The sequence below is a fragment of the Pseudomonas sp. FP2309 genome (assembly GCF_030687575.1).
Taxonomy (GTDB): Bacteria; Pseudomonadota; Gammaproteobacteria; order Pseudomonadales; family Pseudomonadaceae; genus Aquipseudomonas.
Genome location: NZ_CP117439.1, coordinates 5,352,379 through 5,377,904, shown reverse-complemented (window position 1 = coordinate 5,377,904; position 25,526 = coordinate 5,352,379). Strand labels below are relative to the sequence as shown.

The 25,526-nt window shown below is 59.7% G+C and carries 24 protein-coding genes; 15 read left to right on the top strand and 9 right to left on the bottom strand.

Features of this window, described 5'->3' with window-relative positions:
- Positions 1 to 43: 43 nt before the first annotated feature.
- Complete coding sequence (gcvT, locus tag PSH59_RS24870; protein WP_248081669.1) at positions 44 to 1,126, top strand: glycine cleavage system aminomethyltransferase GcvT; 1,083 nt, start codon at positions 44 to 46, stop codon at positions 1,124 to 1,126.
- Between the two features lie 50 nt (positions 1,127 to 1,176).
- Positions 1,177 to 1,560: a glycine cleavage system protein GcvH gene (gcvH, locus tag PSH59_RS24865; protein WP_305393890.1), complete on the top strand. Its 384-nt coding sequence runs from the start codon at positions 1,177 to 1,179 to the stop codon at positions 1,558 to 1,560.
- 65 nt (positions 1,561 to 1,625) lie between these two features.
- Here the strand turns inward: gcvH and PSH59_RS24860 are convergent, their stop codons facing one another.
- The 6 genes from PSH59_RS24860 to PSH59_RS24835 all read right to left on the bottom strand — a co-directional run bounded on the left by PSH59_RS24860 (position 1,626) and on the right by PSH59_RS24835 (position 6,866).
- A complete protein-coding gene (locus PSH59_RS24860; protein ID WP_305393889.1) occupies positions 1,626 to 2,768 on the bottom strand; it encodes a DegT/DnrJ/EryC1/StrS aminotransferase family protein in 1,143 nt (380 codons plus the stop codon).
- A 164-nt stretch (positions 2,769 to 2,932) separates the two neighbouring features.
- Positions 2,933 to 3,247, bottom strand: coding sequence for a DUF2388 domain-containing protein (locus tag PSH59_RS24855; protein WP_135290698.1), 315 nt, complete (start codon positions 3,245 to 3,247; stop codon positions 2,933 to 2,935).
- A gap of 69 nt (positions 3,248 to 3,316) precedes the next feature.
- The gene (locus PSH59_RS24850; protein ID WP_248081663.1) at positions 3,317 to 3,763 is read right to left on the bottom strand and encodes an NfeD family protein; all 447 of its coding nucleotides are present in this window, start codon (positions 3,761 to 3,763) and stop codon (positions 3,317 to 3,319) included.
- A 4-nt stretch (positions 3,764 to 3,767) separates the two neighbouring features.
- A complete protein-coding gene (locus PSH59_RS24845; RefSeq protein WP_248081662.1) occupies positions 3,768 to 4,688 on the bottom strand; it encodes an SPFH domain-containing protein in 921 nt (306 codons plus the stop codon).
- Between the two features lie 77 nt (positions 4,689 to 4,765).
- Entirely contained in the window at positions 4,766 to 6,445 is a 1,680-nt protein-coding gene (locus tag PSH59_RS24840) for a GspE/PulE family protein (protein WP_305393888.1), read from the bottom strand.
- A gap of 82 nt (positions 6,446 to 6,527) precedes the next feature.
- A complete protein-coding gene (locus tag PSH59_RS24835; protein WP_305393887.1) occupies positions 6,528 to 6,866 on the bottom strand; it encodes a hypothetical protein in 339 nt (112 codons plus the stop codon).
- Between the two features lie 127 nt (positions 6,867 to 6,993).
- Between PSH59_RS24835 and PSH59_RS24830 the strand changes: the two genes are divergently transcribed.
- Positions 6,994 to 7,464 (top strand): Lrp/AsnC family transcriptional regulator, encoded by a 471-nt coding sequence (locus PSH59_RS24830; RefSeq protein WP_248081659.1) that lies wholly within the window; start codon positions 6,994 to 6,996, stop codon positions 7,462 to 7,464.
- Between the two features lie 21 nt (positions 7,465 to 7,485).
- Here the strand turns inward: PSH59_RS24830 and PSH59_RS24825 are convergent, their stop codons facing one another.
- Positions 7,486 to 8,853, bottom strand: a complete 1,368-nt coding sequence (locus tag PSH59_RS24825) for an inorganic triphosphatase (RefSeq protein ID WP_305393886.1) — start codon at positions 8,851 to 8,853, stop codon at positions 7,486 to 7,488.
- 158 nt (positions 8,854 to 9,011) lie between these two features.
- On the opposite strand from PSH59_RS24825, the gene argE reads away from it, so the two are divergent.
- The 10 genes from argE to PSH59_RS24775 all read left to right on the top strand — a co-directional run bounded on the left by argE (position 9,012) and on the right by PSH59_RS24775 (position 19,686).
- Positions 9,012 to 10,160 carry an acetylornithine deacetylase gene (gene argE, locus PSH59_RS24820; RefSeq protein ID WP_248081656.1) on the top strand — a complete coding sequence of 383 codons (1,149 nt, stop codon included), beginning with the start codon at positions 9,012 to 9,014 and terminating at the stop codon, positions 10,158 to 10,160.
- 139 nt (positions 10,161 to 10,299) lie between these two features.
- On the top strand, positions 10,300 to 11,601 hold the full coding sequence (gene argA, locus PSH59_RS24815; protein WP_248081654.1) for an amino-acid N-acetyltransferase: 1,302 nt from the start codon (positions 10,300 to 10,302) through the stop codon (positions 11,599 to 11,601).
- A gap of 808 nt (positions 11,602 to 12,409) precedes the next feature.
- Positions 12,410 to 13,810, top strand: coding sequence for an OprD family porin (locus PSH59_RS24810; RefSeq protein ID WP_248081652.1), 1,401 nt, complete (start codon positions 12,410 to 12,412; stop codon positions 13,808 to 13,810).
- Positions 13,811 to 14,100: 290 nt separating this feature from the next.
- Positions 14,101 to 14,739, top strand: a complete 639-nt coding sequence (locus PSH59_RS24805) for a peroxiredoxin (RefSeq protein WP_305393885.1) — start codon at positions 14,101 to 14,103, stop codon at positions 14,737 to 14,739.
- 248 nt (positions 14,740 to 14,987) lie between these two features.
- Entirely contained in the window at positions 14,988 to 15,581 is a 594-nt protein-coding gene (gene ssuE, locus PSH59_RS24800) for an NADPH-dependent FMN reductase (protein ID WP_248081646.1), read from the top strand.
- 93 nt (positions 15,582 to 15,674) lie between these two features.
- Positions 15,675 to 16,643 carry a sulfonate ABC transporter substrate-binding protein gene (locus PSH59_RS24795; RefSeq protein ID WP_248081644.1) on the top strand — a complete coding sequence of 323 codons (969 nt, stop codon included), beginning with the start codon at positions 15,675 to 15,677 and terminating at the stop codon, positions 16,641 to 16,643.
- Between the two features lie 26 nt (positions 16,644 to 16,669).
- Positions 16,670 to 17,818, top strand: coding sequence for an FMNH2-dependent alkanesulfonate monooxygenase (gene ssuD, locus PSH59_RS24790; RefSeq protein ID WP_248081642.1), 1,149 nt, complete (start codon positions 16,670 to 16,672; stop codon positions 17,816 to 17,818).
- A gap of 9 nt (positions 17,819 to 17,827) precedes the next feature.
- Positions 17,828 to 18,616 carry an aliphatic sulfonate ABC transporter permease SsuC gene (ssuC, locus tag PSH59_RS24785; RefSeq protein ID WP_305393884.1) on the top strand — a complete coding sequence of 263 codons (789 nt, stop codon included), beginning with the start codon at positions 17,828 to 17,830 and terminating at the stop codon, positions 18,614 to 18,616.
- Positions 18,613 to 19,419 carry an aliphatic sulfonates ABC transporter ATP-binding protein gene (gene ssuB / locus PSH59_RS24780; protein ID WP_248081638.1) on the top strand — a complete coding sequence of 269 codons (807 nt, stop codon included), beginning with the start codon at positions 18,613 to 18,615 and terminating at the stop codon, positions 19,417 to 19,419. The genes ssuC and ssuB overlap by 4 nt, the downstream gene beginning before the upstream one ends.
- 51 nt (positions 19,420 to 19,470) lie before the next feature.
- A complete protein-coding gene (locus PSH59_RS24775; RefSeq protein WP_003176783.1) occupies positions 19,471 to 19,686 on the top strand; it encodes a molybdopterin-binding protein in 216 nt (71 codons plus the stop codon).
- A gap of 56 nt (positions 19,687 to 19,742) precedes the next feature.
- Here PSH59_RS24775 and PSH59_RS24770 read toward each other — a convergent pair whose 3' ends face one another.
- Positions 19,743 to 20,375 (bottom strand): TetR/AcrR family transcriptional regulator, encoded by a 633-nt coding sequence (locus PSH59_RS24770; RefSeq protein WP_248081636.1) that lies wholly within the window; start codon positions 20,373 to 20,375, stop codon positions 19,743 to 19,745.
- Between the two features lie 257 nt (positions 20,376 to 20,632).
- Entirely contained in the window at positions 20,633 to 22,009 is a 1,377-nt protein-coding gene (locus PSH59_RS24765; protein ID WP_201140833.1) for a glutamine synthetase family protein, read from the bottom strand.
- A gap of 597 nt (positions 22,010 to 22,606) precedes the next feature.
- Between PSH59_RS24765 and PSH59_RS24760 the strand changes: the two genes are divergently transcribed.
- Positions 22,607 to 23,965 carry a glutamine synthetase family protein gene (locus tag PSH59_RS24760; RefSeq protein WP_057014226.1) on the top strand — a complete coding sequence of 453 codons (1,359 nt, stop codon included), beginning with the start codon at positions 22,607 to 22,609 and terminating at the stop codon, positions 23,963 to 23,965.
- Between the two features lie 58 nt (positions 23,966 to 24,023).
- Positions 24,024 to 25,388, top strand: coding sequence for an aspartate aminotransferase family protein (locus tag PSH59_RS24755; protein ID WP_248081634.1), 1,365 nt, complete (start codon positions 24,024 to 24,026; stop codon positions 25,386 to 25,388).
- Positions 25,389 to 25,526 lie beyond the last annotated feature (138 nt).

The following is a 25,526-nucleotide window of genomic DNA, read 5'->3' as shown; positions in this document are numbered from 1 at the left end:
CAGCAACGCTGCGCACCTTCGCCAAGCCCGGAAGGAGAAACCCATGGGACAGCGTACGCCTCTGTATGACCTGCATCTCGCCCTCGGCGCGAAAATGGTCGATTTTGGCGGTTGGGATATGCCTCTGCACTACGGCTCGCAAGTTGAAGAGCACCATCAGGTGCGACGCGACTGCGGGGTGTTCGATGTATCTCACATGACCGTGATCGATGTCACAGGCCCCCAGGCCAAGGAATGGCTGCAGCACTTGCTGGCCAATGATGTGGATCGTTTGCACGGCTGCGGCCGTGCGTTGTACAGCGCCATGCTCAACGAGCGCGGCGGCGTGGTGGACGACATGATCGTGTACCGCACCGAGGCCGCGTACCGGCTGGTGGTCAACGCCGCCACCCGTGATCAGGACATGGCCTGGATGCAAGCGCAACTGGGCAGCTATCAGGTGCAACTGCATGAGCGGTCGGAGTTGGCCATGCTCGCCATTCAAGGCCCCAATGCCCGGCAGAAAATTGCCGAACTGGTCACCCAATCGCGCGGTACCCTGATTCACCAGCTCAAGCCCTTTGAAGGCCAGGCCGATGGCGATTGGTTCATCGCCCGCACGGGTTACACCGGCGAAGACGGCCTGGAAATTGTCCTGCCGGCCGATCAGGCCCCAGGCTTTTTCAACGACCTGGTGGGCGCCGGTATTTCACCTATCGGCCTTGGCGCGCGGGACACCCTGCGCCTTGAAGCCGGCATGAACCTGTACGGCCAGGACATTCACCCGGACGTTTCGCCCTTGGCGGCGAACATGGCCTGGAGCATCGCCTGGGAGCCCGCCGCGCGTAATTTCATCGGCCGTGCAGCGCTGGAGGCCGAGTTGGCGGCCGGTGTGCAGTTCAAATTGGTTGGGCTGGTGCTGGAAGAGCGTGGTGTTTTACGGGCTCATCAGGTTGTTCGCATCGCCAATGTTGGCGAAGGAGAGATCACCAGTGGTAGTTTCTCTCCTACGCTTAGCAAATCCATTGCCCTGGCGCGTGTACCGACGGCGACTGCCGATCGGGCCGAAGTGGAAATCCGCGGCAAGTGGTACCCGGTTCGAGTGGTCAAACCGACCTTTGTGCGCCATGGCAAAACCTTGATCTAACCTTCCGGCAGGCCAATGGCCGCTGACACTTTTTCTTGAGGACACAGACTATGAGCAATATCCCTGCGGACCTGCGTTTTGCCGAAAGCCACGAATGGGCCCGTTTGGAAGCCGACGGTACTGTGACCGTCGGCATCTCCGACCATGCCCAGGAAGCGTTGGGGGATGTGGTGTTTGTTGAGCTGACAGAAGTGGGCAAGGTGTTTGCCGCTGGAGATCAATCGGGCGTAGTTGAGTCAGTGAAGGCCGCTTCGGATATCTACTCGCCGATTGCGGGCGAAGTGATTGCCGTGAACGAGGAACTGGGTGGCAGCCCTGAGCTGCTGAACTCCGACCCTTACGGCGCCTGGATCTTCAAGCTCAAGCCAAGCGACGCGGCCGAAGTGGGCAAATTGCTGGATGCCGCCGGTTACAAATCCGCTATCGGCGAGTAAACGCAAGACCGATGTGGGAGGGCGCAAGCCTCCCTCCCACATTCAAGCGCCGCCGGTGGTGAGTGTCAGTTCGCTTTCAGCACTGCCTTGACCGCCGCCACCGACCGTTCCACGTCCGCCTCTGTCATCGCCGTAAACATCGGCAACGACACGATCAAACGCCCAACCCGCTCCGCCACTGGAAACATCCCCTCCTTGAACCCCTGCGCCCGATACAGGCTAAGCAGGTGAATCGGCGGATAGTGATAGCCAATACCCACGCCTTGGGCTTGCATCTGCTCCATGAAGGTCGCGCGGGCGGGCAAGCCATCCTGGCGTTCCGGCAGCACCAGTTGGAACAGGTGCCAGTTGCTGTTTTCGAAATCTGCCGGGGGCAATTGCGCGCCATACCTTTCTTCAAAATCACTGCCAAAGCACTTGAAGTAGTGCCGCGCCAGGTTCTGGCGGTGGGCGGTGATCTGTTCGATGTGGGCAAACTGCCCCAGCCCGATGGCGGCGGCGATATCGGTCATGTTGAACTTGCCGCCCAACACGTCCACATCCAGGCCGTCGAAGCCGCTGCGGGTCACGCCCTGCAAGCGGTATTTTTCTGCCAGGCGTGCCTCTTCGGCGTTATTCAACACCAGGCAACCGCCCTCGGAAGAGGTGATGTTCTTGTTGGCCTGAAAACTGAACGACACGAAGTCTCCCGTGGCACCGATACGCTCTCCATCCCAGCTGGAACCCAGGGCCTGGGCGGCATCCTCGACGATACGCAGGTTGTACTTGTTAGCCAGGGCGTAAAGCATCGGCATATCCACAGGCAGGCCGGCCAGGTACACCGGGATGATTGCCTTGGTGCGCGGCGTGATCGCCGCTTCCACCTGGGCCAGGTCGATATTGCGGGTGACCGGGTCGATATCGGCAAACACCGGTGTGGCGCCCACCTCCAGGATCACGTTCGCCGTGGCGACCCACGAGATCGGTGTGGTGATGACCTCATCCCCCGGCCCGATACCGGCGATGCGCAGGCCGATCTCCATGGTGCAGGTGCCAGAGTTGAATGTGCGCACCGGACGGCCGCCAAAGTACTCCGACAGCTGGGCCTCGAACGCCTGGACTTTCGGCCCGCTGGTGATCCAGCCCGAGCGAAGCACATCGCCTACCGCCGAAATAGTGGCTTCATCGATAGTAGGTTTGGAGAACGGCAGAAAGGGCTGTTGGCTCATAGCGACGAAGGCGTCCGTTTCAGATTGGCGATGAATGAGAGGCTTATCAGTGCGGATATGGTTGCACGGCATGACTGAATATAGCCTGTCGCCTGTGAATGAATCGTCACGTCGCGGGCAAAAAAATGCCGCTGTAGCAGCGGCATTTTTTAAAGCGGGGGGTATCACTCGGTGACAGCGTTTTTCGCGAGGATGGCGTTGGCCAGTTCCATGTCCGTGGCTTGCAGGCCAGGGTTCTCGGCGCGGACTTTTTGCATGGCGGCTTCCAGGTATGGGCCACGGATCCCGCCATCGCTGGCCACGAAGCTGCCCGCGTCGTCCTGGGCGGCAACTACCAGCTTGTGGTCCTTGAAGGTCAGGTACGTCGAGCCGGTGGTGGCGCCCGACGAGATGACATTGCGCCAGAAGCTATCGGCCATGGCTGAACCGACAGGAAGGGAAAGCACAGCGAGGGTTGCGACAGCATATTTGAGACGCATGATGGGTGACTCCGGTGGGGTTATCTGAGGGTTTTGATTGTAGATAGCGCAACCGAGTTCCATCACTGACTAAACAGTTTCAACTTTTAATATCACACCGTCCTGACCCACTACTCGGACTTGAGCGCCTACGGGGCTGTCCGGGCCGGTCACCATCCACACACCATCGCCGACTTTGACTTTGCCCCGGCCGTCCACGATGGCTTGATGCACCAGGAAGGTACGACCGATCAGCTCCGAACCCCGCTCATTCAGCCCCGGCTGATCACTGGCCTTGGCACTGCTGCGCTGGCGTTTCCACCAGTACACCGCCGTCAGTATCGACAGCACTGCGAACAGCAGCAGCTGCCACTCCAGACCAAGTGGCGGTACCAGGAACTTGATCACGCCCACGGCAGCAGCGGCGATACCCATCCACAACAGGTAACCACCGGCGCCGAATACCTCAAGAATCAGCAGCACCGTGCCCAGTGCCAGCCAATCCCAAAATGACAGGTGCTGCAGGAAATCCCACATGGCCTCAGCCTTTCTTGTTATCGAACGTTGCCTTGACGATCTCGCCGATACCGCCGACCGCACCAATCACCTGGCTTGCTTCCAGCGGCATGAGAATCACCTTGCTGTTGTTGGCAGAGGCCAGCTTGCCCAAGGCGTCGATGTATTTCTGGGCGACGAAGTAGTTGACCGCCTGCACGCTGCCCGACGCGATGGCTTGCGACACCACCTGCGTTGCACGCGCTTCTGCCTCGGCCTGACGTTCACGGGCCTCGGACTCCAAAAACGCCGCTTGCCGGCTGCCCTCGGCCTCGAGGATCTGCGCCTGCTTCTTGCCTTCGGCCGTCAGGATCGCCGATGCCCGCAGGCCCTCGGCTTCCAGGATTTGCGCACGCTTGATCCGCTCGGCTTTCATCTGGCCGGACATGGCGGCCATCAAGTCGGCGGGTGGGCTGATGTCTTTGATTTCGATACGCGTGATCTTGATGCCCCACGGTGCGGTGGCTTCGTCCACGGTTTTGAGCAGTTTCTCGTTAATGCCGTCGCGCTGACTGAGCATGGCGTCCAGTTCCATGGAGCCGAGTACCGTACGGATATTGGTTTGCAGCAGGTTGCGAATGGCATGTTCGAGGTTGTTGACCTCGTAGGCGGCCTGGGCGGTATTGACCACTTGGAAGAAGCACACAGCGTCGATCTGCACCGTGGCGTTGTCGGCCGTGATCACTTCCTGAGGCGGGATGTCCAGCACGCTTTCCATCACGTTGATCTTGCGACCAATGCGGTCCATGACTGGAATGATGATATTCAGGCCGGGCTTGAGCGTGTTGGTGTAGCGGCCAAAACGCTCGACCGTCCATTGGTAGCCCTGGGGTACTACCTTGAAGCCCATGAACAGGATGGCGATGGCCAAACCCACGAAAAGAAGCAGTACGGTTCCGATCTGCATGGCGATTCCCTATCTGATGGTGTCAGTGACACGATGTCCGGCCGATTGTAGCGGTGTTGTCACCGATAAGAACGGTTTCAAAGCGCTGCAAGCAAGGGTTTTGTTACTGAATCACCGGGCGTCACCCGTAATACCTCCGCCATGGTGGTCAGCCCTGCCTTCACCTTTCCCATGCCGGCTGTGCGCAGGTCACACATCCCTTGCTCAATCGCGGCCCTCCGTAACGACTGCACATCGGCGCCTGGCGTGATGAGCGCTTTGATCGCCTCGTTCAGCACCATGACCTCGTACACCCCTGCTCGGCCCCGATACCCGCTGTTTCGGCATTGCGCACAGCCAATGGCCTCGTACACCTCACCCGCCGCCTTTTTGCAGTGGGGGCACAGCACGCGTACCAATCGCTGGGCCATCACTCCCAGCAAGGTGGCCTTGATCAAATAATGAGCAATACCCAGCTCCTGCAAACGGCTGATAGCGCTGGGTGCGTCGTTGGTGTGCAGCGTCGACAGCACCAGATGCCCGGTGAGCGCGGCCTGGATCGCCATTTCTGCGGTTTCCTGGTCGCGTATCTCGCCGATCATGATGATGTCGGGGTCTTGGCGCAGCAGGGCGCGGATGCCGCTGGCGAAGGTCAGGTAGATGTTGTGCTGCACCTGCATCTGGTTGAACGCCGGTTCGACCATTTCTATCGGGTCTTCCACCGTGCACAGGTTGACCTCGCGGGTCGCCAGTTGCTTGAGCGTTGTATAGAGGCTGCTGGTCTTGCCCGAGCCGGTGGGTCCGGTGACCAGAATGATGCCGCTGGTCTGGCGAGTCATGGCGTGCCAGCGCTGCTGGTCCTCGGCGGACAGGCCCAACTGATCGAAGTCCTTGAGCAGCACCTGAGGGTCGAAAATCCGCATCACCAGCTTTTCGCCGAAGGCGGTGGGCAAGGTCGACAGGCGCAACTCAACCTCGACACCCACCGGGCTTTTGGTCTTGACCCGGCCGTCCTGAGGTCTGCGTTTTTCCGCGACGTTCATCCGGCCCAGGCTTTTCAGGCGGCTGACCACCGCCATCGTGACGTGAGGAGGGAATTGATACACATCGTGCAACAGCCCATCAATGCGAAAGCGCACCTGCCCCTGCTCACGGCAGGGTTCGACATGAATATCACTGGCGCGCTGGGCGAAAGCGTACTGCAACAGCCAGTCGACGATATGGACGATATGCGCGTCGTTGGCGTCCGGCTCCTGGTCGCCGCTGCCAAGGTTAAGCAGGTCGAAGTTACCCTGCGATGCCGCTTTTGGATCCGCACCGCTGACGGACTTTGCCAGCCGGTAAAACTCGCCGATACAGCGCTGGATTTCCTGAGGGTTGGCCACCACGCGCTTGATGGAACGCCTGAGCATCTGCGCCAGCCCGGCTTCCCAACCGGTCACATTGGGCTGGGCGCTGGCGACGGTGACGGTGTGCGCATCCACTGCGACGGCAAGAATGGCGTGGCGTTGGGCAAACCCTTGGGACATCAGCGGCACCAGCTTTGCCACATCGATCTTCAAGGGATCAATGCGCAAATAAGGTTGCCCGACATGCAGGGCAAGCCAATGGGTCAGGGTTTCCAGGCAGGGCCCCTGGGCTGCGATGCATTCCAGCGGGTGCTGGGTATTGCCGGCCGGCAGCGCGCACAAACGTTGAGCAATGTCGGCGGTGATAAGCCCAGCCTCGAGCAAAGGCGGCAGCAACGCATGCAGTTCCAATCGCTGATCAACAGACATGAAGGTGTTCCTGGATATCTTGGACGTCATCCCAGGCTAGTCGGCCCCTGAATATCCTCCCTTCACTGTGTATTGCAGGCTTTTACCGGGCGGCCGCAATGACCGCCTGAGGCCCGACGGAATCAGCCGACCACATGTCCAGCGTGCACACGTTGATCAAGTTTCGGATCTTTTCGCCGATCACTTGGGCCCGGTGCCAGCTCAGGCCATCTATCACAATGTCGATATTCAACAGGCCGTCTGCGCGGGTTACGGTGACTTGGCTGGGCGTTAAAAACTGCAAAGCGAAAAAGTTGAGTACCCGACAGAGCACGTCAGGCTCGGCCTCGGCGGCGACCCTGTAATGGGCTTGGCAATGAGCGGTGCTGACGGCCCAGGCATCGACGCGACCGGTTGGGTGGTGGGTTTCGACGGCGTGCATGCTGATTCTCCAGATTCGACGGAAGAAATTTTTACATGCGCTTGCGGAGATTTCTTATCTAAGATGGGCTCGAATTGCACCTTATTGAATGAATCAATTCAAGGTAACGACCATAAAAGGTATTTTTATGCGCAGCGAGTTGGACGCTTACGACCGCCGTATCCTGGCCCTGCTACAAGAAGATGCGTCGCTCTCCAGTGCGCAGATCGCCGAGCAGGTCGGCCTGTCCCAGTCGCCATGTTGGCGGCGGATTCAGCGGCTCAAGGACGAGGGTGTGATTCGTGGCCAGGTGACGCTGCTGGACCGTAAGAAAATAGGCCTGAACACGCAGATTTTCGCCGAGGTCAAACTCAACGCCCACGGCCGATCCAACTTCACGGAGTTCACCGATGCCATTCGAGGCTTTCCGGAAGTATTGGAGTGCTATGTATTGATGGGCGCGGTGGATTTTTTACTGCGCATCGTGACGTCGGACATTGAGGCGTACGAGCGGTTTTTCTTCGAAAAACTGTCGATGGTGCCGGGGATTCAGGAGGTCAATTCGATTGTGGCGTTGTCCGAGATCAAATCGACCACCAGCCTGCCAGTGTTGCGCTGACAGGCTTGCCCGCGATGGTGATTACAGGCGCAGCAGCGTCTTCCACGCACGGTTCTGGTACACCGCAATCGCCTGATGCATCCGCGCATCCAGCGACTCATCGGTGATTGGCTGGTTGGCCAGTTGCGCTAACTTGTTCAGCTCGCCGTACAAGCGGTCCAGTTCCGGAATGTCCACCACATGACGTGCGTGGTGCAGCCAGGCCTGGATGCGTTCGATACGCGGCAGTTGCTCGGCCAAGTCTTCCGGTTGTTGCTGGTAGCGCGACAGTTGCAGCGCAACGGCGTCGTCGGCCAGCAGGCGTGGCAGCCAGTTGGTGATTTGCGCGGCGCCCTGGCGGTTGCCACGGACGTTACGCTCGGCGGTCCAACTGCGGGCCAGCAGCCAGCGCGAGGTGTTCAGCGAGAACAGGCCCCAGCGCACGTCTTGCAGTTCTTCGGCGAACTGCTCGGGTGCGGCTTTGCGGATGTCTTCGTCGTCATCACCGGCCTGTACCAGTGGGCGCCAGTCTTCCAGCAAGGCGTCCAGTGCACTGCGCAACTCGCTGGTGGATTGGCGCGGTGCGGCCTGGCCGAGGCTGCCGATCAGCGCGCGCAATTCACCGAGGTTGTCGACCCAGTCCTGCAGCAGGCGCCAGTGACCATTGAAGCGGTATTGCTCGGCCAGACGCTGGCTGCTGCCCAACAGGTGCCACATGATCGCGGCAAATGCGTCGTCCAACGGCATTTCGGCGTGGATCTGCGGCGCTGGCAGGCTCAACGAGTAACTGCCGGCGTCATATAGACGGTAGCCGCGCTCAGCCTTGCTGATATCGCAGGGCATCAGGGCCAGGGTGGCTGCCAGTTCGGCGGCCAGTTCCAGCAGGGCCGCCGGCTCGCCTTCGCGCAGTTCCAGTTCCAGCTCGCAGATTTCTTCTTTCTGCTTGCCGACCACCACGTGGCCCAGGTCCAGGGCAGCTTCGATCACCACCTTGGCTTTGCCACGACCCCAGGCGATTTCAGCGCGTTCACGCACGAAATCGGTGGTGAAGATTGGCTTGAGGGTTTTTTTGTCCAACTCGGCCAGTTGCTCGGGCCAGCATTCGCCGTCGAGTTTTTTCACGTCGAGCTTGGCTTTGGGCAGATCCCAATTGTACTCATTGCGTTCCGACAAGCCTGCGACGCTTTGGCCACGGGTCTTGAGGGTCTGGATGATCTCGTCACCGTCTTTGCGCAGGCGCAGGGCGACTTTGGCCTGGGCCAGGTCACGCTCTGGGGTGTCGAAATACTGGTTCATCAACTCACGGCGTTCCCAGCCACTTTTGTTGCGTTTTTTCAGTAGCGGGTGCTCACGCAGTGCGGCGAGTGTTTCGCGGCTGACGCGGAGCTTGATTTCGGTTTCTTTCTGCATGGCCGGAAAATCCAGGATCGGGAGCGCAGCCGGGGAAAAAGGTGGCTGCCAAGGCCGTGCAGTGTACAGGACTGAGCCCGGCAACGCGCCGCAACGGTTTATTGTGTCGTGCAGATGGTTCTATAGTGGGGTTCATCCGGGAAGTAGAGAGACCGCGCATGCCGTTACCCACTATGAAAGAGCAGTTCGCCGCGCTGATTGCCGCGCCCTCGGTCAGTTGCACTCAAGCGTCTCTCGACCAGACCAACCGCCCGGTGATCGATTTGCTCGCCGGTTGGCTGGGCGACCTGGGGTTTTCCATCGACATCCAGTCCGTCAGCCCCGGCAAGTTCAACCTGCTGGCCACGTTCGGCAGTGGGCCGGGCGGCCTGGTGCTGGCCGGCCATAGCGATACGGTGCCTTATGACGCGGCGCTATGGAAAACCGACCCGCTCAAGCTGACGGAAGTCGACGGCCGCTGGGTAGGATTGGGCAGTTGCGACATGAAGGGCTTTTTTGCTCTGGCGATCGAGGCGGTCTTGCCGCTGCTGGATCAGCCCTTCAAGCAACCATTGCTGATCCTGGCGACGTGCGATGAAGAAAGCTCGATGTCGGGCGCTCGTGCCCTGGCCGAGGCCGGTCGCCCGCTGGGCCGCGCGGCGGTGATCGGTGAGCCCACGGGCCTCAAGCCGATCCGCCTGCACAAAGGCGTGATGATGGAGCGCATCGACATCCTCGGGCAAAGCGGCCATTCGTCGGACCCAAGACTGGGCCACAGCGCCCTCGAAGCCATGCATGACGCCATCGGCGAACTGCGCGGCCTGCGTCTGGCCTGGCAGCGCGAATACCGCAATCCACAATTCAGCGTGCCGCAGCCAACGATGAACTTCGGCTGCATTCATGGTGGCGACAACCCCAACCGCATCTGCGGCCAGTGCTCTCTGGAGTTCGACTTGCGACCTTTGCCGGGCATGGACCCCGAGGTGCTGCGCGCGGCCATCCGGCAGAAGCTCGAACCTCTCGCCGAGCGCCATCAGGTCAAGATCGACTATGCGCCGCTGTTCCCCGCGGTGCCGCCGTTCGAGCAGGCTGAAGACGCTGAACTGGTGCGGGTCGCGGAACGATTGACCGGTCATCGTGCCGAAGCAGTAGCGTTCGGCACCGAAGCGCCTTATCTTCAGCGCCTTGGTTGTGAAACCCTGGTTTTGGGCCCTGGCGATATAGCCTGTGCTCACCAGCCGGGCGAATACCTCGAAATGTCACGCTTGACGCCTACAGTGCGTCTATTGCGAGAGCTGATAGAACACTACTGCCTCAAGCCTGCATAAATTAACCCCTGCCTGTTCGTCCATAGAGACAAGGAGAGTGAGCGTGTCGCCAAGCCTGTTCCGACGATAACCATCAGCCCGCTGTGCGTTTTCACGATTCATCTTTTTTCGGCTGCTTTTTATTACAGGCCCAGGTGTTATGCCCGAATACGTCAATTGGCTTCGTCACGCTTCGCCCTACATCAACGCCCACCGCGACTGCACTTTTGTGGTCATGCTGCCCGGCGATGGTGTGGACCACCCCAATTTCGGCAATATCGTCCACGACCTGGTGCTGCTGCACAGCCTGGGTGTGCGTCTGGTTCTGGTCCACGGTTCGCGCCCGCAGATTGAAGCGCGCCTTGAAGCGCGCGGCCTTACCCCGGCTTACCACGAAGGCCTGCGCATCACGGATGCGGCAACGCTGGAGTGTGTGATCGACGCGGTTGGCCATCTGCGTATCGCGATCGAAGCGCGCTTGTCGATGGACATGGCCTCGTCGCCAATGCAGGGTTCGCGTCTGCGGGTGGCCAGCGGCAATCTGGTGACTGCGCGCCCGATCGGCGTGCTCGAAGGTGTGGATTACCACCACACCGGCGAAGTGCGCCGCGTCGATCGCAAAGGCATCAACCGTCTGCTGGACGAGCGCTCCATCGTGCTGCTGTCGCCCCTGGGTTATTCGCCCACCGGTGAGATCTTCAACCTGGCCTGCGAAGACGTCGCCACCCGCGCCGCCATCGATCTGGGGGCCGACAAACTGTTGCTGTTCGGCGCCGACCTCGGCCTGATCGATGAAAACGGTCGTCTGGTGCGCGAACTGCGCCCGCAACAGGTGCCGGCCCACCTGCAACGCCTGGGCAGCAGCAACTACCAGGCCGAACTGCTCGATGCGGCGGCCGAAGCCTGCCGGGGCGGGGTAGGGCGCAGTCATATCGTCAGCTATGCCGAAGACGGTGCGTTGCTCACCGAGCTGTTCACCCGCGACGGTGGCGGCACGCTGGTGGCGCAGGAGCAGTTCGAACTGGTACGCGAAGCGGCGATTGAAGACGTTGGCGGCTTGCTCGACCTGATCAGCCCGCTGGAAGAACAGGGCATTCTGGTACGCCGTTCGCGGGAAGTGCTGGAGCGTGAGATCGAGCAGTTCAGCGTGGTCGAGCGCGAGGGCATGATCATCGCGTGTGCGGCGCTGTATCAGATCGCCGACTCGGACGCGGGCGAGCTGGCGTGCCTGGCGGTCAACCCGGAGTATCGCCATGGCGGGCGCGGTGATGAGTTGCTGGAACGCATTGAAACCCGTGCCCGTGCCCAGGGCCTGAAGACCTTGTTCGTTCTCACCACCCGTACTGCCCACTGGTTCCGCGAGCGCGGTTTCGTGCCGAGCAGCGTCGACCGTCTGCCGTCGGCGCGGGCCTCGCTGTACAACTACCAGCGTAATTCGAAGATTTTCGAAAAGGCCCTGTAACCCCCGGTTTTGGGAGCACCCTCAGATCTGATTGCAGGAGCAAGCCTGCTTCTTCAGTCAGATCGCGGGTCGCTCTCAAACGCTGAATAGTCCGGCAGCGCCGTCTCAACTTACCCCTGCTCCTTCAAGCATTTCGCTGTTTCCCGATCGCCTTCGCTGTGCCGCCTTTGAGCAGCGCTTCGGTTTGCTGTGCCTTACGCACTACCCATGCTTTAGAAGTATTGATTTGCGCCGATATGTTGAAGACGACGTTGGCTAAATGGCGCAAGTCTGCCGCCGCCGGAGGGCTTGAACCGAGGTTGCCGATGTGTATATCGCCCGGCACAAGGGCGGTGAGTACTCGCGGCCGGCTGTCAAAGCGGCCCCTTAGACAGCTAAAGAAATTATTAGTGACACAAAAACTGTAACAAATTGACGGGAGGATATGCCTTTCGCCATCATGGCGTCGCCTTTTTGATCGTGGGTGACGTATGCGGCAGAGCGTCCATACTGATCGATCTAAAAAAGTGCTAAAAAATACCCTTTAGGAATTAGCTTATGGAGCGTCGAGTCTTCCCTGGCTGGACCGCGCTATGCAAATGCTTATTCCTGGATCGTATGAAAAAGAATGAAATAATTCTTTTTGGGTTTATGAAAAACTCATTACCCTGCAGGGACCAAATCAACGGTGATTAGACCAAGGTAGTAGACACACAAGGTTACGATTGACTTGCCAGTCACTATCCGGTGCTAATCGCGCATCTGTGGATCGAGGGCGTCAGACCTGAGACCAAAGAAATACAAAAATTAGAAACGAGAGGAGCGGTACATGAAGAAGTCCACCTTGGCTTTGGCTGTAGCTTTGGGCGCAATCGCCCAGCACGCAGGCGCTGCCGGTTTCATCGAAGACAGCAAGGCCACACTGGGTTTGCGTAACTTCTACATCAACACTGATAACCGTGACGACGCTACCAAAGCGGCCGGCGCGCAGAACAAGGCGGAAGAGTGGGGCCAAGCTTTTGACCTGCGCTTCATCTCCGGTTACACCCAAGGCACCGTAGGCTTCGGTCTTGACGCTATCGGCCTGCTGGGCGTGCGTCTGGATTCGGGTGGCGGCACCAACGGCGCCACCGCTGCGTCGACTGGTAATGCTGGCTCTTACGGCGGTACGGTTTTCCCGAGCAAGTCCAATGGCGAAGCCGTTGATAACTACTCCAGCCTGGGCCTGACCGCTAAAGTCAAGATCTCCCAGACCGAACTGAAGTTGGGTACTTTGCAGCCTAAGCTGCCGGTCATCGTCACCAACGACGGTCGTCTGTTGCCGCAAACTTTCCAGGGTGGCCAGATCACCACCAACGACATCAAGGACCTGACGCTGGTTGCCGGTCAGATCGAAAAAGCCAAGGGTCGTAACTCCAGCAACGTCGAGAACCTGTCTCTCGCGGGTGCCAACGGCCGTACAGCTGCTGGTCGCGACACCAACAAGTTCTACTACGCTGGTGGCGACTACAAGATCACCAAAGACCTGACTGCCCAGTACTACTACGGCAATCTGGATCAGTTCTACAAACAGCACTTCCTGGGCTTGCTGCACAACTGGGCGATTGGTCCAGGCGTGTTGAAAACCGACTTGCGCTACTTCAATAGCCGCGCTGACGGTGCCAACAGCCACGACGCCAACTACTTCACCACCGGTGACTACGGCACTACCGCTGCTGGCGCTAACGTCACCAAAGGTAAAGTCGACAACAACCTGTACAGCGGCTTGTTCCTGTATTCGGTGGCCGGTCACACCTTCGGTGGTGGTTATCAGGTCAGCAACGGTGACAGCGACTTCCCATGGTTGAACCAAGGCGACGGTTCGTCGGCTTACTTGACCACTGACTCGCAGATCTCCAAGTTTGCCCGTGCTGGCGAACGTACATGGCAAGCTCGCTACGCGTATGACTTCGCTAAAGTGGGTGTGCCAGGTTTGACTGCTGGTGTGGTTTACCTGCGTGGCGACAATATCGATACCCGCGGTCGAGTGGGTGTTGCCCAGGTCCAAACAAACTCCAATGGCGCGAACGAGTGGGAGCGTGACATCACTGTTGCCTACGTCGTACCAGAAGGTACGTTCAAGAACGTCGGTGTGGCCTGGAAAAACGCCATGTGGCGCAACGATATTGCCGGTCAGCGCAACCAAGACGAAAACCGCGTAATCGTCAGCTACTCGCTGCCACTGCTGTAATAGCGTAAAGCTGTTGTAAGACCGTAAAACCTTGCCCGGCGCAACGCCGGGCAAGGTGTCTTGCTTTTCAAGTCGGGCTAAACCCCCGCAAGCCCTTCCTGAACCCCTCTTTACAGCGTCTCAAGGCCTTCTCGAACCTTGAAAGCGATGTTGCACCTCGCCCTTTCCCGCGTCCAATGAACACATTTTTAATATTCTTTTATCGTCTAGATAAATCGATATTTATTCTTTTTAAATAATCTGCAATCCATGCACAGTAGGCTCCATAAGCATTCATCAGGAGCCACACCATGAGCCTAAGACTGGGCGATATCGCCCCCGACTTCGAACAGGATTCCAGCGCAGGAAAGATTCGTTTCCATGAATGGCTGGGCGATAGCTGGGGTGTGTTGTTTTCCCACCCGGCGGATTTCACCCCGGTGTGCACCACCGAGCTGGGGTTTACCGCCAAGCTCAAGGATGAATTCGCCAAGCGTGGCGTCCAGGCCATCGCCCTGTCGGTCGACCCGGTGGACTCGCACCACAAGTGGATTGAAGACATCAACGAAACCCAGCACACCGTGGTCAACTTCCCGATCCTGGCTGACGCTGACCGCAAGGTCTCGGACCTGTACGACCTGATCCACCCGAACGCCAGTGACACCCTTACCGTGCGTTCTTTGTTCGTGATCGACCCGAACAAAAAGATTCGCCTGACGATTACTTATCCGGCCAGCACTGGGCGTAACTTCCATGAAATCCTGCGGGTTATCGACTCGCTGCAGCTGACCGACAACCACAAGGTCGCCACGCCCGCCAACTGGCAGGACGGTGATGATGTGGTGATCGTGCCGTCGCTCAAGGATGAAGAAGAGATCAACAAGCGCTTTCCCAAGGGTTACAAGACAGTGAAGCCCTATCTGCGGCTCACCCCACAACCCAATCGCTGAAGCTCGGGGGCTTGTCCCCGATGGCGTCACCAAGTGCACTGCCTTTCAAGCTGAATGACACAGGGGTTTTCAGGCCGTTTCCACGGCCTTTTTTTCGTCTGGTGACTTCAAAACCGTATATGCAATTAAAGAATAAACAAATGAAAAAATAAGATTTATAGATATATAAATCTACTGATAAGGTCTGTTCCATCTTGGCGCCATCGCCCACCCAGCGAACCGCCGGCACTTGCTCAAGGAATCCCTGCATGTTGGTCGTCACACTTGGAGGCAGTCCCAGTCAGCGTTCCCGTTCCGGGGTCCTGCTGGAAAAAACCCGTCAATGGTTGCAAGACAAAGGCGTTGAAGTGGTGAGTTACCAGGTACGGGACTTCCCGGCCGAAGACCTGCTGCACGCACGCTTCGACAGCCCAAAGGTCATCGACCTGCTGCAACAGGTGGCTAACGCCGACGGCCTGGTGATCGCCACGCCGGTGTACAAGGCGTCATTCTCCGGGGCGCTGAAGACCGTGCTCGACCTGCTGCCTGAACGCGCGCTGGCCCACAAGGTCGTGTTGCCGATGGCCACGGGCGGCAGCATCGCCCACATGCTGGCAGTGGACTATGCCTTGAAACCGGTGCTGTCGGCGCTGAAGGCCCAGGAATTGCTCCACGGCATTTTTGCCGAAGACAGCCAGATCGCCTATGGCGAGGGCAGCGTTCAGGCGCAACTGGTGCCGGTGCTCGAGCAGCGTTTGCACGAGGCGCTTGAAACGCTCTACAGCGCCATGGCCCGTCGCCCGAAACCGCTGGACCCCCATGTATTGAATGATCGTTTGTTGACTGCTCGCTGGAGCATCTAAGCCTCACCCCTTTAAGAAACACTCACCTTACTCAGCCGCCAACGGCCAAGCAGGTGCAGCCAAAACCCTCATCGCATAATTGGAGAGAGCGCCATGCGCACTGTCATTTTGCGTCGTGGTCTGGTCGCACTGTTTGCTGCGGCTGTGTCCTTCGGCGCCATTGTTCAAGCCCAAGCCGCAGAGACCTTGCGGATCGGTTATCAGAAATACGGCACCCTGGTGCTGCTCAAAGCCAAGGGCACCCTGGAAAAACGCCTGGCCGCCAAAGGCGTGCAGGTGCAGTGGACCGAGTTTCCCGGTGGGCCGCAATTGCTCGAAGGCCTGAACGTCGGTTCCATCGACTTCGGCGTGACCGGCGAAACCCCGCCCGTGTTCGCCCAGGCGGCCGGTGCCGATCTGCTCTACGTCGCCTACGAGCCGCCCGCGCCGACCAGTGAAGCGATCCTGGTACCCAAGGACTCGACGATCACATCCGTGGCCGAGCTCAAGGGCAAGAAAATCGTGCTCAATAAAGGCTCCAACGTGCACTACCTGTTGGTACGTGCCCTCGAAGACGCCGGCCTGAAATACACCGACGTGCAGACCGTTTTCCTGCCGCCCGCCGATGCCCGCGCCGCGTTCGAGCGCGGCAGCGTGGACGCCTGGGTGATCTGGGACCCGTACCAGGCCGCCGCCGAGAAACAATTGCAAGCCCGCACCCTGCGTGACGGTACCGGCATTGCCGACAACCACCAGTTCTACCTGGCCACCAAGCCGTATGCCGAGCAACACCCGGACGTGATCACGGCACTGGTGGAAGAAGTGCGTGCAGTGGGCGAATGGTCCAAGGCCAACCCGCAGGAAGTCACCGAACAAGTCGCACCGCTGCTCGGCCTGCCGGCTGACATCACCCTGACCTCGGTGAAGCGCCAGGGCTACGGCGCGCTGTTTCTCACGCCTGAAGTGGTCGCCGCCCAACAAAAAATCGCCGACAGCTTCTACCAACTCAAATTGATCCCTAAACCCTTGAGCATCAAGGACGTGATCTGGACGCCACCGGCCGCTGTGGCCAAAGCGCCGTAATCCGACTTTCTTCAGGAGACAACTCCATGAGCCTCACTATTTTCTGGTTCCTGCCTACCCACGGCGACGGCCATTACCTCGGCACTGCCGAAGGCGCCCGCGCTGTCGATCACGGTTACCTGCAGCAAGTGGCCCAGGCCGCCGACCGTCTCGGCTTCGGTGGGGTGTTGATTCCCACCGGGCGCTCCTGCGAAGACTCCTGGCTGGTGGCCGCCTCGCTGATCCCGGTGACCCAGCGCTTGAAGTTTCTCGTCGCCCTGCGCCCCGGGATCATCTCGCCGACGGTGGCCGCGCGTCAGGCGGCGACCCTGGATCGTCTGTCCGGCGGTCGTGCGTTGTTCAACCTGGTGACCGGCGGTGACCCGGAAGAGTTGGCCGGCGACGGCTTGTTCCTCAGTCATGAAGAGCGCTACCAGGCGTCAGTGGAGTTCACCCGTATATGGCGCCGCGTGCTGGAAGGCGAAACCGTGGATTACGACGGCGAACATATCAGCGTCAAAGGCGCCAAATTGCTCTACCCACCGATCCAGCAGCCACGTCCGCCGCTGTACTTCGGCGGCTCCTCGGAAGCGGCCCAGGACCTGGCCGCCGAACAAGTGGAGATGGTGCTGACCTGGGGCGAGCCGCCGGCGGCTGTCGCCGAGAAAATCGAACAGGTACGGGCCAAGGCCGCCAAGCTGGGGCGTACCGTGCGTTTCGGTATTCGCTTGCATGTGATCGTGCGCGAAACCAACGATGAAGCGTGGAAGGCGGCCGACAAGCTGATCTCCCATCTGGACGACGACACCATCGCCCGTGCCCAGGCTTCCCTGGCGCGCTTCGACTCGGTCGGCCAGCAGCGCATGGCAGCGTTGCACGGCGGCAGCCGCGACAACCTGGAAGTCAGCCCCAACCTGTGGGCCGGCGTCGGCCTGGTGCGCGGCGGTGCCGGTACGGCGTTGGTGGGCGATGGCCCCACCGTCGCCGCGCGGGTCAAGGAGTACGCCGCGCTGGGTATCGACACCTTTATCTTCTCTGGTTATCCGCACCTGGAAGAGTCGTATCGCGTCGCCGAACTGCTGTTCCCGCACCTGGATATCGAGCGTCCGGAGTTGCCCAAGAGCGCCGGCTATGTGAGCCCGTTCGGCGAAATGGTCGCCAACGACATCCTGCCCAAAGCCGCGTCACAGAGCTGAGGCGGCGTTATGAGCTACGAAAAAATAAGCCATCGTGTCGCACCCTGGGTGCTGCCGGTTTTGTTGCTGGCGGTGTGGCAATTGTCGGTGTCGGCGGGCTGGTTGTCGACGCGCATCCTGCCGGCTCCCAGCGCGGTCATTGACGCCGGGGTTCGCCTAGTGGCCAGCGGTGAAATCTGGACGCACCTGGCCATCAGTGGCTGGCGCGCGGGCCTGGGATTTGTGATCGGCGGCGGCATCGGCCTGGCGCTGGGGTTTATCACCGGTTTGTCGGCGTGGGGCGAGCGCCTGCTGGACAGCTCGGTGCAGATGATCCGCAACGTGCCGCACCTGGCGCTGATCCCGCTGGTAATCCTGTGGTTCGGCATTGACGAAACCGCGAAGATTTTCCTGGTGGCCCTCGGCACGTTGTTCCCGATTTACCTCAACACCTATCACGGCATCCGCAACGTCGACCCGGCGCTGGTGGAAATGTCGCGCAGTTACGGGTTGTCCGGCTTCAGCCTGTTCTGGCAGGTGATCCTGCCGGGGGCGCTGCCGTCGATCCTGGTGGGTGTGCGCTTTGCCCTGGGCTTTATGTGGTTGACGCTGATCGTGGCGGAAACCATCTCGGCCAGCTCAGGCATCGGTTACCTGGCGATGAACGCCCGTGAATTCCTGCAGACCGACGTGGTGGTGCTGGCCATCGTGATGTACGCGATCCTCGGCAAATTGGCCGACCTGGCCGCGCGCGGTCTGGAGCGCGAGTGGCTGCGTTGGCACCCGGCGTATCAAGTGAATAAAGGCGGTGCGGCATGACGGCTCAACAACCTGCGCGCCTGCTCAAAGGAATCCCCCTGGCGGTGCGCAAACTGCGCAAGTCGTTCGGTGCCCGTGAAGTGCTCAAAGGGATTGATCTGCACATTCCGGCGGGCCAGTTCGTGGCGGTGGTGGGGCGCAGCGGTTGCGGCAAAAGCACCTTGCTGCGCCTGCTGGCCGGCCTGGACAACGCCACTGATGGCGAGCTGCTGGCCGGTTCCGCGCCGCTTTGCGAGGCAATCGAAGACACTCGGTTGATGTTCCAGGAAGCCCGTTTGCTGCCCTGGAAAAAGATCATCGACAACGTGGGCCTGGGCCTTAAAGGCAACTGGCGCCCTAAAGCACTGCAAGCCCTGGAGGCGGTCGGCCTCGCTGAGCGCGCCCATGAATGGCCGGCAGCGTTGTCCGGTGGCCAGAAGCAACGCGTGGCCCTGGCCCGTGCGTTGATCCACCAGCCGCGCCTGTTGCTGCTCGATGAGCCGCTCGGCGCGCTGGATGCACTGACCCGCATCGAGATGCAGCAACTGATCGAAAACCTGTGGCGCACGCACGGTTTCACCGTGTTGCTGGTGACCCACGACGTCAGTGAGGCTGTATCGATTGCCGACCGGGTCATCCTGATTGAAGACGGCGAAATCGGCCTGGACCTGATCGTCGACCTGCCCCGCCCACGGGCCCGTGGCTCCCACCGCCTGGCCGCGCTGGAAGCCGAAGTGCTCAACCGTGTGCTGGCGTTACCCGGCACCCCGCCGGAACCCGAACCTGTTTCACCGCTGCCCACGCAACTGCGTTGGGCGCAATAAAGCAGCGGCACGCTTCGAGCTTGCCGCTATTTCGACTCGAGGAGAAATCGCATGACTATTAAAGCCATCAACGTACGTAACCAGTTCAAAGGCACCATCAAGGAAATTGTGGTCGGCGACGTACTGTCGGAAATCGACGTGCAGACGGCATCGGGCATCGTGACTTCGGTGATCACCACGCGCTCGGTCAAAGAGCTGGAGTTGGTGATTGGCAGCGAAGTGATCGCCTTTGTGAAATCCACCGAGGTGTCGATTGCCAAGTTGTAAGGGGCGTTGTTTTTGAGGCCGTTATCGAGGGCTTGCCCTTGATGAGGTCGACCTCGTCAGCGCTTGGGCAGGTAAGCCGGTAAATACAGCCCCACATACGCATCAAACACGCGCATGCCTTCTTCCGCCATGCGCGGTGTGATCTGCCCGTGCTGATGCACCGAGCGCGCGTACACGCGGTCGCTCAGCTCCAGCGCCAGGGCGAACACGTCCACGTCATGGGGTAAAGCCGGCACCTCGAAGTGTCGGTTGAAGACCTCCAGCATCAAATCCCCCAGCTCCAGATCATGTTGTCGATCTGCCTGAGTCACTTCGGTGAGGCCGTGCTGCGTCAGGATCAACTGGCGGGCGGCGGCGTCCTGGCTGTACACGCTGAGCATGCGCTGCTCGATCACGCAGGACAGGTCGCGCCAGTGTTTGAGTGAGTCGTGATCGATCGGCGCCTGAATGGCTGCGCGAAACGCCGCGTGAACATCGGCCGTCAAGGCCTCCAACAGCGCCGGCACACTGGCGAAAAAGTGATACACCGACGACGGCGGAATCTGCGCGCGTTCGGCCACGCTGTAGATCGACAACCCGGCCACGCCTTCGGCGGCCAGCAAGGTGCGGGCTGCGTCAAGAATCGCATCAATCCGGGCCTGGCTGCGGGCGCGGGGTTTGCGAGGGGCAGCGGCGGGGCGGGTGGTCATGGAAGTCTCCTACAAGGCAGAGCGCATTGTACGCAGAGCTTGAGGATGATCCATACCTGGGAGGAGGCTGTGGTGAGTGTGCTTATGCGTAGAGCCGGCTTGCCGTGGTGCGCGGGCTTGTCCCGCGCCGGGCTGCGAAGCGGCCCCAATAAAAAACGCCGAGTTCTTCTGAAAGAACTCGGCGTTGGTGTTTAGGGCTGCTTAGCAGCCCGGCGCAGGACAAGCCTGCTCACCACAACATTTAATACAGCAACCGCTTACACGGTATGCAGGTACCAGTTGTATTCAAGGTCGGAGATGGAGTGTTCGAACTCTTCCAGCTCACTTTCCTTACAGGCGACGAAGATATCGATGTATTTAGGATCGATGTACTTGGCCATGACCTCGCTGTCGTCCAACTCGCGCAGCGCATCACGCAGGTTGTTCGGCAGGCTCTGCTCGTTTTGCTCGTAGCTGTTGCCTTCCACGGGTGCGCCCGGTTCGATCTTGTTGGTCAGACCGTGGTGCACGCCTGCCAGGACCGAAGCCATCAGCAGGTAAGGGTTGGCGTCTGCACCGGCCACACGGTGTTCGATACGTACGGCATCGGACGCGCCGGTTGGTACGCGAATCGCCACGGTGCGGTTGTCCAGGCCCCAGCACGGCGAATTCGGCACGTAGAACTGTGCGCCGAAACGACGGTAGGAGTTGACGTTGGGGCAAAGGAACGCCATCTGGGCGGGTAGGGTCTCCAGCACACCGCCGATCGCATGACGCAATGCGGCGTTCTGCTCGGGATCCTCACTGGCGAAGATGTTCTTGCCGTCTTTGTCCAGGATCGAAATGTGTACGTGCAGCCCGTTGCCTGCCTGGCCTGGGTAAGGCTTGGCCATGAAGGTGGTGTCCATCTCATGGTCGTAGGCGATGTTCTTGATCAGGCGCTTGAGCAGTACCGCGTAGTCGCAGGCCTTGATCGGGTCGGCCACGTGGTGCAGGTTCACTTCGAACTGCGCCGGGGCACTTTCCTTGACGATGGCGTCAGCCGGGATACCTTGCTCTTTGGCCCCTTCCAGAATGTCCTGGAGGCAGTCGACGTATTCGTCGAGGTCATCGATCAGGTAGACCTGTGTCGAGTGCGGGCGTTTGCCGGAGATCGGCGAGCGGGGTGGTTGTGGCCGGCCGTTCACGTTCTCCTGGTCGATCAGGTAGAACTCAAGCTCGAAGGCGGCACAGATGGTCAGACCCAGATCGTCGAATTTGCTGACGACTTGGCGCAGGACTTCGCGCGGATCGGCGAAGAAAGGTTCACCTTCAAGTTCGTGCATGGTCATCAGCAATTGCGCGGTAGGGCGCTTTTGCCAGGGCTCATTGCACAGGGTGTCGGGGATTGGATAACAGATTCGGTCAGCATCACCGATGTCCAGACCCAGGCCGGTGCTTTCCACCGTTGAGCCGTTGATATCCAGGGCAAATAAAGAGGCAGGCAGGTTAATGCCCTTCTCGTAAACCTTGTGGAGGCTGGTGCGTTCGATGCGCTTGCCGCGCACCACACCATTCATATCCGCAATTAGAAGGTCTACGTACAGAACCTCAGGATGATCCTTAAGGAACGCGTTCGCTTCGTTAAGCTGAACGGCACGCGGGGGTACCGACATGATGCAACACCTTTGTTGTTAAAAATATCAATCATTGATCTTTTCTGGTTTCAGTCAACCCGAACGGCATGCCGAAGTCAAGCGAGGCCTTTTTTGCCCTAAAAAAGCGCTCCGGTGGCTTTTTTGCGGGGTTTTGGGGCGGTTTTACGGGTTTGACCGGCTTGGGACTCGCGGGCTTGAGCGGGCCGTGTTGTATTTTTTACGGGGGTGTTGTGTAAAAAAATGAACAAGGCTAAGCTCGATTCAAACCCATAACAGCAATAATACCGGGGTGTTTCATGTTTCACCTGCCGCCACTCGGCGTCTCTGCCTGCTTGTGCCAGGCGTTGCCCGCAGTCCGTTCGCCCCGCGTGAATGCCTATGCTCCGGCCAATATTCTTGACGGCCAGTCAAACCTCTTCTTTGCCTCCTCACCTGCCCCCGATCGGCCTCTCTCTGCGCGGGCGATCATGATTCTGCACAACTTTGGCCTGAGGAATGCAACGTTGCAGCAAATGGCAGGTAAGCTCCTACCCTGAACGAAAAAACGACGCGGATGCTGCGTCAACCAACGCCTGGCCTTTAACGGATGCCAGGAAACCCAGCCCAGAGGCATTTATGAGTAACAACCTCGACCAGCTCACCGATTGGTTGAAAGACCACAAGATCACAGAAGTCGAATGCATGATTGGCGACCTGACCGGCATCACCCGGGGCAAGATTTCGCCGACCAACAAGTTCATCGCCGAAAAAGGCATGCGTCTGCCCGAGAGCGTTCTGTTGCAGACCGTGACCGGCGACTACGTCGAAGACGATATCTATTACGAATTGCTCGACCCGGCCGACATCGACATGATCTGCCGTCCCGACCAGAACGCCGTGTTCCTGGTGCCTTGGGCCATCGAGCCGACCGCCCAAGTGATCCACGATACCTACGACAAGCAAGGCAACCCCATCGAGTTGTCGCCGCGCAACGTGCTCAAGAAAGTCCTCAAGCTCTACGCCGACCGCGGCTGGCAGCCCATCGTGGCGCCGGAGATGGAGTTCTACCTGACCAAGCGCTGCGAAGATCCGGACTTCCCGCTGCAACCGCCGATCGGCCGTTCCGGGCGTCCGGAGACGGGTCGCCAGTCCTTCTCTATAGAAGCGGCCAACGAATTCGACCCGCTGTTCGAAGACGTCTACGACTGGTGCGAACTGCAAGAACTGGACCTCGACACCCTGATCCACGAAGACGGCACCGCGCAGATGGAAATCAACTTCCGTCACGGCGATGCACTGTCCCTGGCCGACCAGATCCTGGTGTTCAAGCGCACCATGCGTGAAGCCGCGCTCAAGCACAACGTGGCGGCCACCTTTATGGCCAAGCCGATGACCGGCGAGCCCGGCAGCGCGATGCACCTGCACCAGAGCATCATCGACATCGCCACCGGCAAGAACGTCTTCTCCAATGAAGACGGGACCATGAGCCAGCTGTTTCTCAACCACATTGGCGGTCTGCAGAAATTCATTCCCGAACTGCTGCCGCTGTTTGCCCCCAACGTGAACTCGTTCCGTCGCTTCCTGCCCGACACCTCGGCACCGGTGAACGTGGAGTGGGGCGAAGAAAACCGTACCGTCGGCCTGCGCGTGCCGGATGCCGGCCCACAGAACCGTCGCGTGGAAAACCGCCTGCCGGGCGCCGATGCCAACCCGTACCTGGCGATTGCCGCCAGCTTGTTGTGCGGCTACATCGGCATGGTCGAAGGCCACAACCCGAGCGCACCCGTGGTGGGTCGTGGTTACGAGCGCCGCAACCTGCGCCTGCCGTTGACCATCGAAGACGCCCTGGAGCGCATGGAAAACAGCAAGACCATCGAGAAATACCTGGGTCAGAAATTCATCACAGGCTACGTCGCGGTCAAGCGGGCCGAGCATGAAAACTTCAAGCGCGTGATCAGTTCGTGGGAGCGGGAATTCCTGCTCTTCGCCGTCTGATGCGCCGGGCGCCCGGGGCAACCCGAGCGCCCTTCACTGAAAAGTCTAGGAGATTGGTATGTCCAGCAACAACCCGCAAACCCGCGAATGGCAAGCCTTGAGCAGTGATCACCACCTGGCGCCGTTCAGCGACTTCAAGCAATTGAAAGAGAAAGGCCCGCGGATCATCACCAAAGCCCACGGCGTGTACTTGTGGGACAGCGAAGGCAACAAAATCCTCGACGGCATGGCCGGCCTGTGGTGCGTGGCGATCGGTTACGGTCGCGATGAACTGGCCGACGCCGCCGCCAAGCAAATGAAAGAACTGCCGTACTACAACCTGTTCTTCCAGACCGCCCACCCGCCGGTGCTGGAACTGGCCAAGGCCATTTCCGACATCGCGCCGGCCGGCATGAACCACGTGTTCTTCACCGGTTCCGGCTCCGAAGGCAACGACACCATGTTGCGCATGGTCCGCCATTACTGGGCGATCAAAGGCCAGCCGAACAAGAAAACCATCATCAGCCGCAAGAATGGCTACCACGGCTCGACCGTGGCCGGCGCCAGCCTGGGCGGCATGACTTATATGCACGAGCAGGGCGACTTGCCGATTCCTGGCATCACCCACATTGCCCAGCCGTACTGGTTCGGCGAAGGCGGCGACATGAGCCCCGATGAGTTCGGGGTCTGGGCCGCCAATCAATTGGAAGAGAAAATCCTCGAGCTGGGCGTGGACACCGTCGGCGCCTTTATTGCCGAGCCGATCCAGGGTGCCGGCGGCGTGATCGTGCCGCCTGCCACGTACTGGCCGCGCATCAAGGAAATTCTCGCCAAGTACGACATCCTGTTTATCGCCGACGAAGTGATCTGCGGTTTCGGCCGTACCGGCGAATGGTTCGGCAGCGATTTCTACGACCTCAAGCCGCACATGATGACCATCGCCAAGGGCCTGACCTCGGGCTATATCCCGATGGGCGGCCTGATTGTGCGCGATGACGTTGTGGCAGTGCTCAACGAAGGTGGCGATTTCAACCACGGTTTCACTTACTCCGGCCACCCGGTGGCTGCGGCGGTTGCCCTGGAAAACATCCGCATCCTGCGCGAAGAGAAAATCGTTAACCGCGTTCACGACGAAACGGCACCGTATTTGCAAAAGCGTCTGAGGGAGCTGGCTGATCACCCGTTGGTGGGCGAAGTTCGTGGTGTGGGCATGCTCGGTGCGATCGAGCTGGTGCAAGACAAGGCCACCCGCAAGCGTTATGAAGGCAAAGGCGTGGGCATGATTTGCCGCAACTTCTGTTTCAACAACGGCCTGATCATGCGCGCCGTGGGCGACACCATGATCATTTCGCCGCCGCTGGTGATCAGCAAGGCTGAAATCGACGAACTGGTGACCAAGGCGCGCAAGTGCCTGGACCTGACTTTGGAAGCATTGCAGGGCTAAGTGCTAGGCTCAGTGCCAAGCACACTGGGCAGTTATAAATGTAGGGGCTTTGGTTGAAAGCCGGCCCCTGAACTTGCCAGACTGTCGCCCTGTTTTGTTGCCCTCTCGAAGGGCCGCTGAACATAAAAAAACGTGGCC

What these genes read in the sequence shown, in the direction of transcription:
- gcvT (WP_248081669.1), top strand. Translation starts at nt 44, where the DNA reads ATGGGACAGCGTACGCCTCTGTATGACCTGCATCTCGCCCTCGGCGCG.
- gcvH (WP_305393890.1), top strand. Translation starts at nt 1,177, where the DNA reads ATGAGCAATATCCCTGCGGACCTGCGTTTTGCCGAAAGCCACGAATGG.
- PSH59_RS24860 (WP_305393889.1), bottom strand. Translation starts at nt 2,768, where the DNA reads ATGAGCCAACAGCCCTTTCTGCCGTTCTCCAAACCTACTATCGATGAA.
- PSH59_RS24855 (WP_135290698.1), bottom strand. Translation starts at nt 3,247, where the DNA reads ATGCGTCTCAAATATGCTGTCGCAACCCTCGCTGTGCTTTCCCTTCCT.
- PSH59_RS24850 (WP_248081663.1), bottom strand. Translation starts at nt 3,763, where the DNA reads ATGTGGGATTTCCTGCAGCACCTGTCATTTTGGGATTGGCTGGCACTG.
- PSH59_RS24845 (WP_248081662.1), bottom strand. Translation starts at nt 4,688, where the DNA reads ATGCAGATCGGAACCGTACTGCTTCTTTTCGTGGGTTTGGCCATCGCC.
- PSH59_RS24840 (WP_305393888.1), bottom strand. Translation starts at nt 6,445, where the DNA reads ATGTCTGTTGATCAGCGATTGGAACTGCATGCGTTGCTGCCGCCTTTG.
- PSH59_RS24835 (WP_305393887.1), bottom strand. Translation starts at nt 6,866, where the DNA reads ATGCACGCCGTCGAAACCCACCACCCAACCGGTCGCGTCGATGCCTGG.
- PSH59_RS24830 (WP_248081659.1), top strand. Translation starts at nt 6,994, where the DNA reads ATGCGCAGCGAGTTGGACGCTTACGACCGCCGTATCCTGGCCCTGCTA.
- PSH59_RS24825 (WP_305393886.1), bottom strand. Translation starts at nt 8,853, where the DNA reads ATGCAGAAAGAAACCGAAATCAAGCTCCGCGTCAGCCGCGAAACACTC.
- argE (WP_248081656.1), top strand. Translation starts at nt 9,012, where the DNA reads ATGCCGTTACCCACTATGAAAGAGCAGTTCGCCGCGCTGATTGCCGCG.
- argA (WP_248081654.1), top strand. Translation starts at nt 10,300, where the DNA reads ATGCCCGAATACGTCAATTGGCTTCGTCACGCTTCGCCCTACATCAAC.
- PSH59_RS24810 (WP_248081652.1), top strand. Translation starts at nt 12,410, where the DNA reads ATGAAGAAGTCCACCTTGGCTTTGGCTGTAGCTTTGGGCGCAATCGCC.
- PSH59_RS24805 (WP_305393885.1), top strand. Translation starts at nt 14,101, where the DNA reads ATGAGCCTAAGACTGGGCGATATCGCCCCCGACTTCGAACAGGATTCC.
- ssuE (WP_248081646.1), top strand. Translation starts at nt 14,988, where the DNA reads ATGTTGGTCGTCACACTTGGAGGCAGTCCCAGTCAGCGTTCCCGTTCC.
- PSH59_RS24795 (WP_248081644.1), top strand. Translation starts at nt 15,675, where the DNA reads ATGCGCACTGTCATTTTGCGTCGTGGTCTGGTCGCACTGTTTGCTGCG.
- ssuD (WP_248081642.1), top strand. Translation starts at nt 16,670, where the DNA reads ATGAGCCTCACTATTTTCTGGTTCCTGCCTACCCACGGCGACGGCCAT.
- ssuC (WP_305393884.1), top strand. Translation starts at nt 17,828, where the DNA reads ATGAGCTACGAAAAAATAAGCCATCGTGTCGCACCCTGGGTGCTGCCG.
- ssuB (WP_248081638.1), top strand. Translation starts at nt 18,613, where the DNA reads ATGACGGCTCAACAACCTGCGCGCCTGCTCAAAGGAATCCCCCTGGCG.
- PSH59_RS24775 (WP_003176783.1), top strand. Translation starts at nt 19,471, where the DNA reads ATGACTATTAAAGCCATCAACGTACGTAACCAGTTCAAAGGCACCATC.
- PSH59_RS24770 (WP_248081636.1), bottom strand. Translation starts at nt 20,375, where the DNA reads ATGACCACCCGCCCCGCCGCTGCCCCTCGCAAACCCCGCGCCCGCAGC.
- PSH59_RS24765 (WP_201140833.1), bottom strand. Translation starts at nt 22,009, where the DNA reads ATGTCGGTACCCCCGCGTGCCGTTCAGCTTAACGAAGCGAACGCGTTC.
- PSH59_RS24760 (WP_057014226.1), top strand. Translation starts at nt 22,607, where the DNA reads ATGAGTAACAACCTCGACCAGCTCACCGATTGGTTGAAAGACCACAAG.
- PSH59_RS24755 (WP_248081634.1), top strand. Translation starts at nt 24,024, where the DNA reads ATGTCCAGCAACAACCCGCAAACCCGCGAATGGCAAGCCTTGAGCAGT.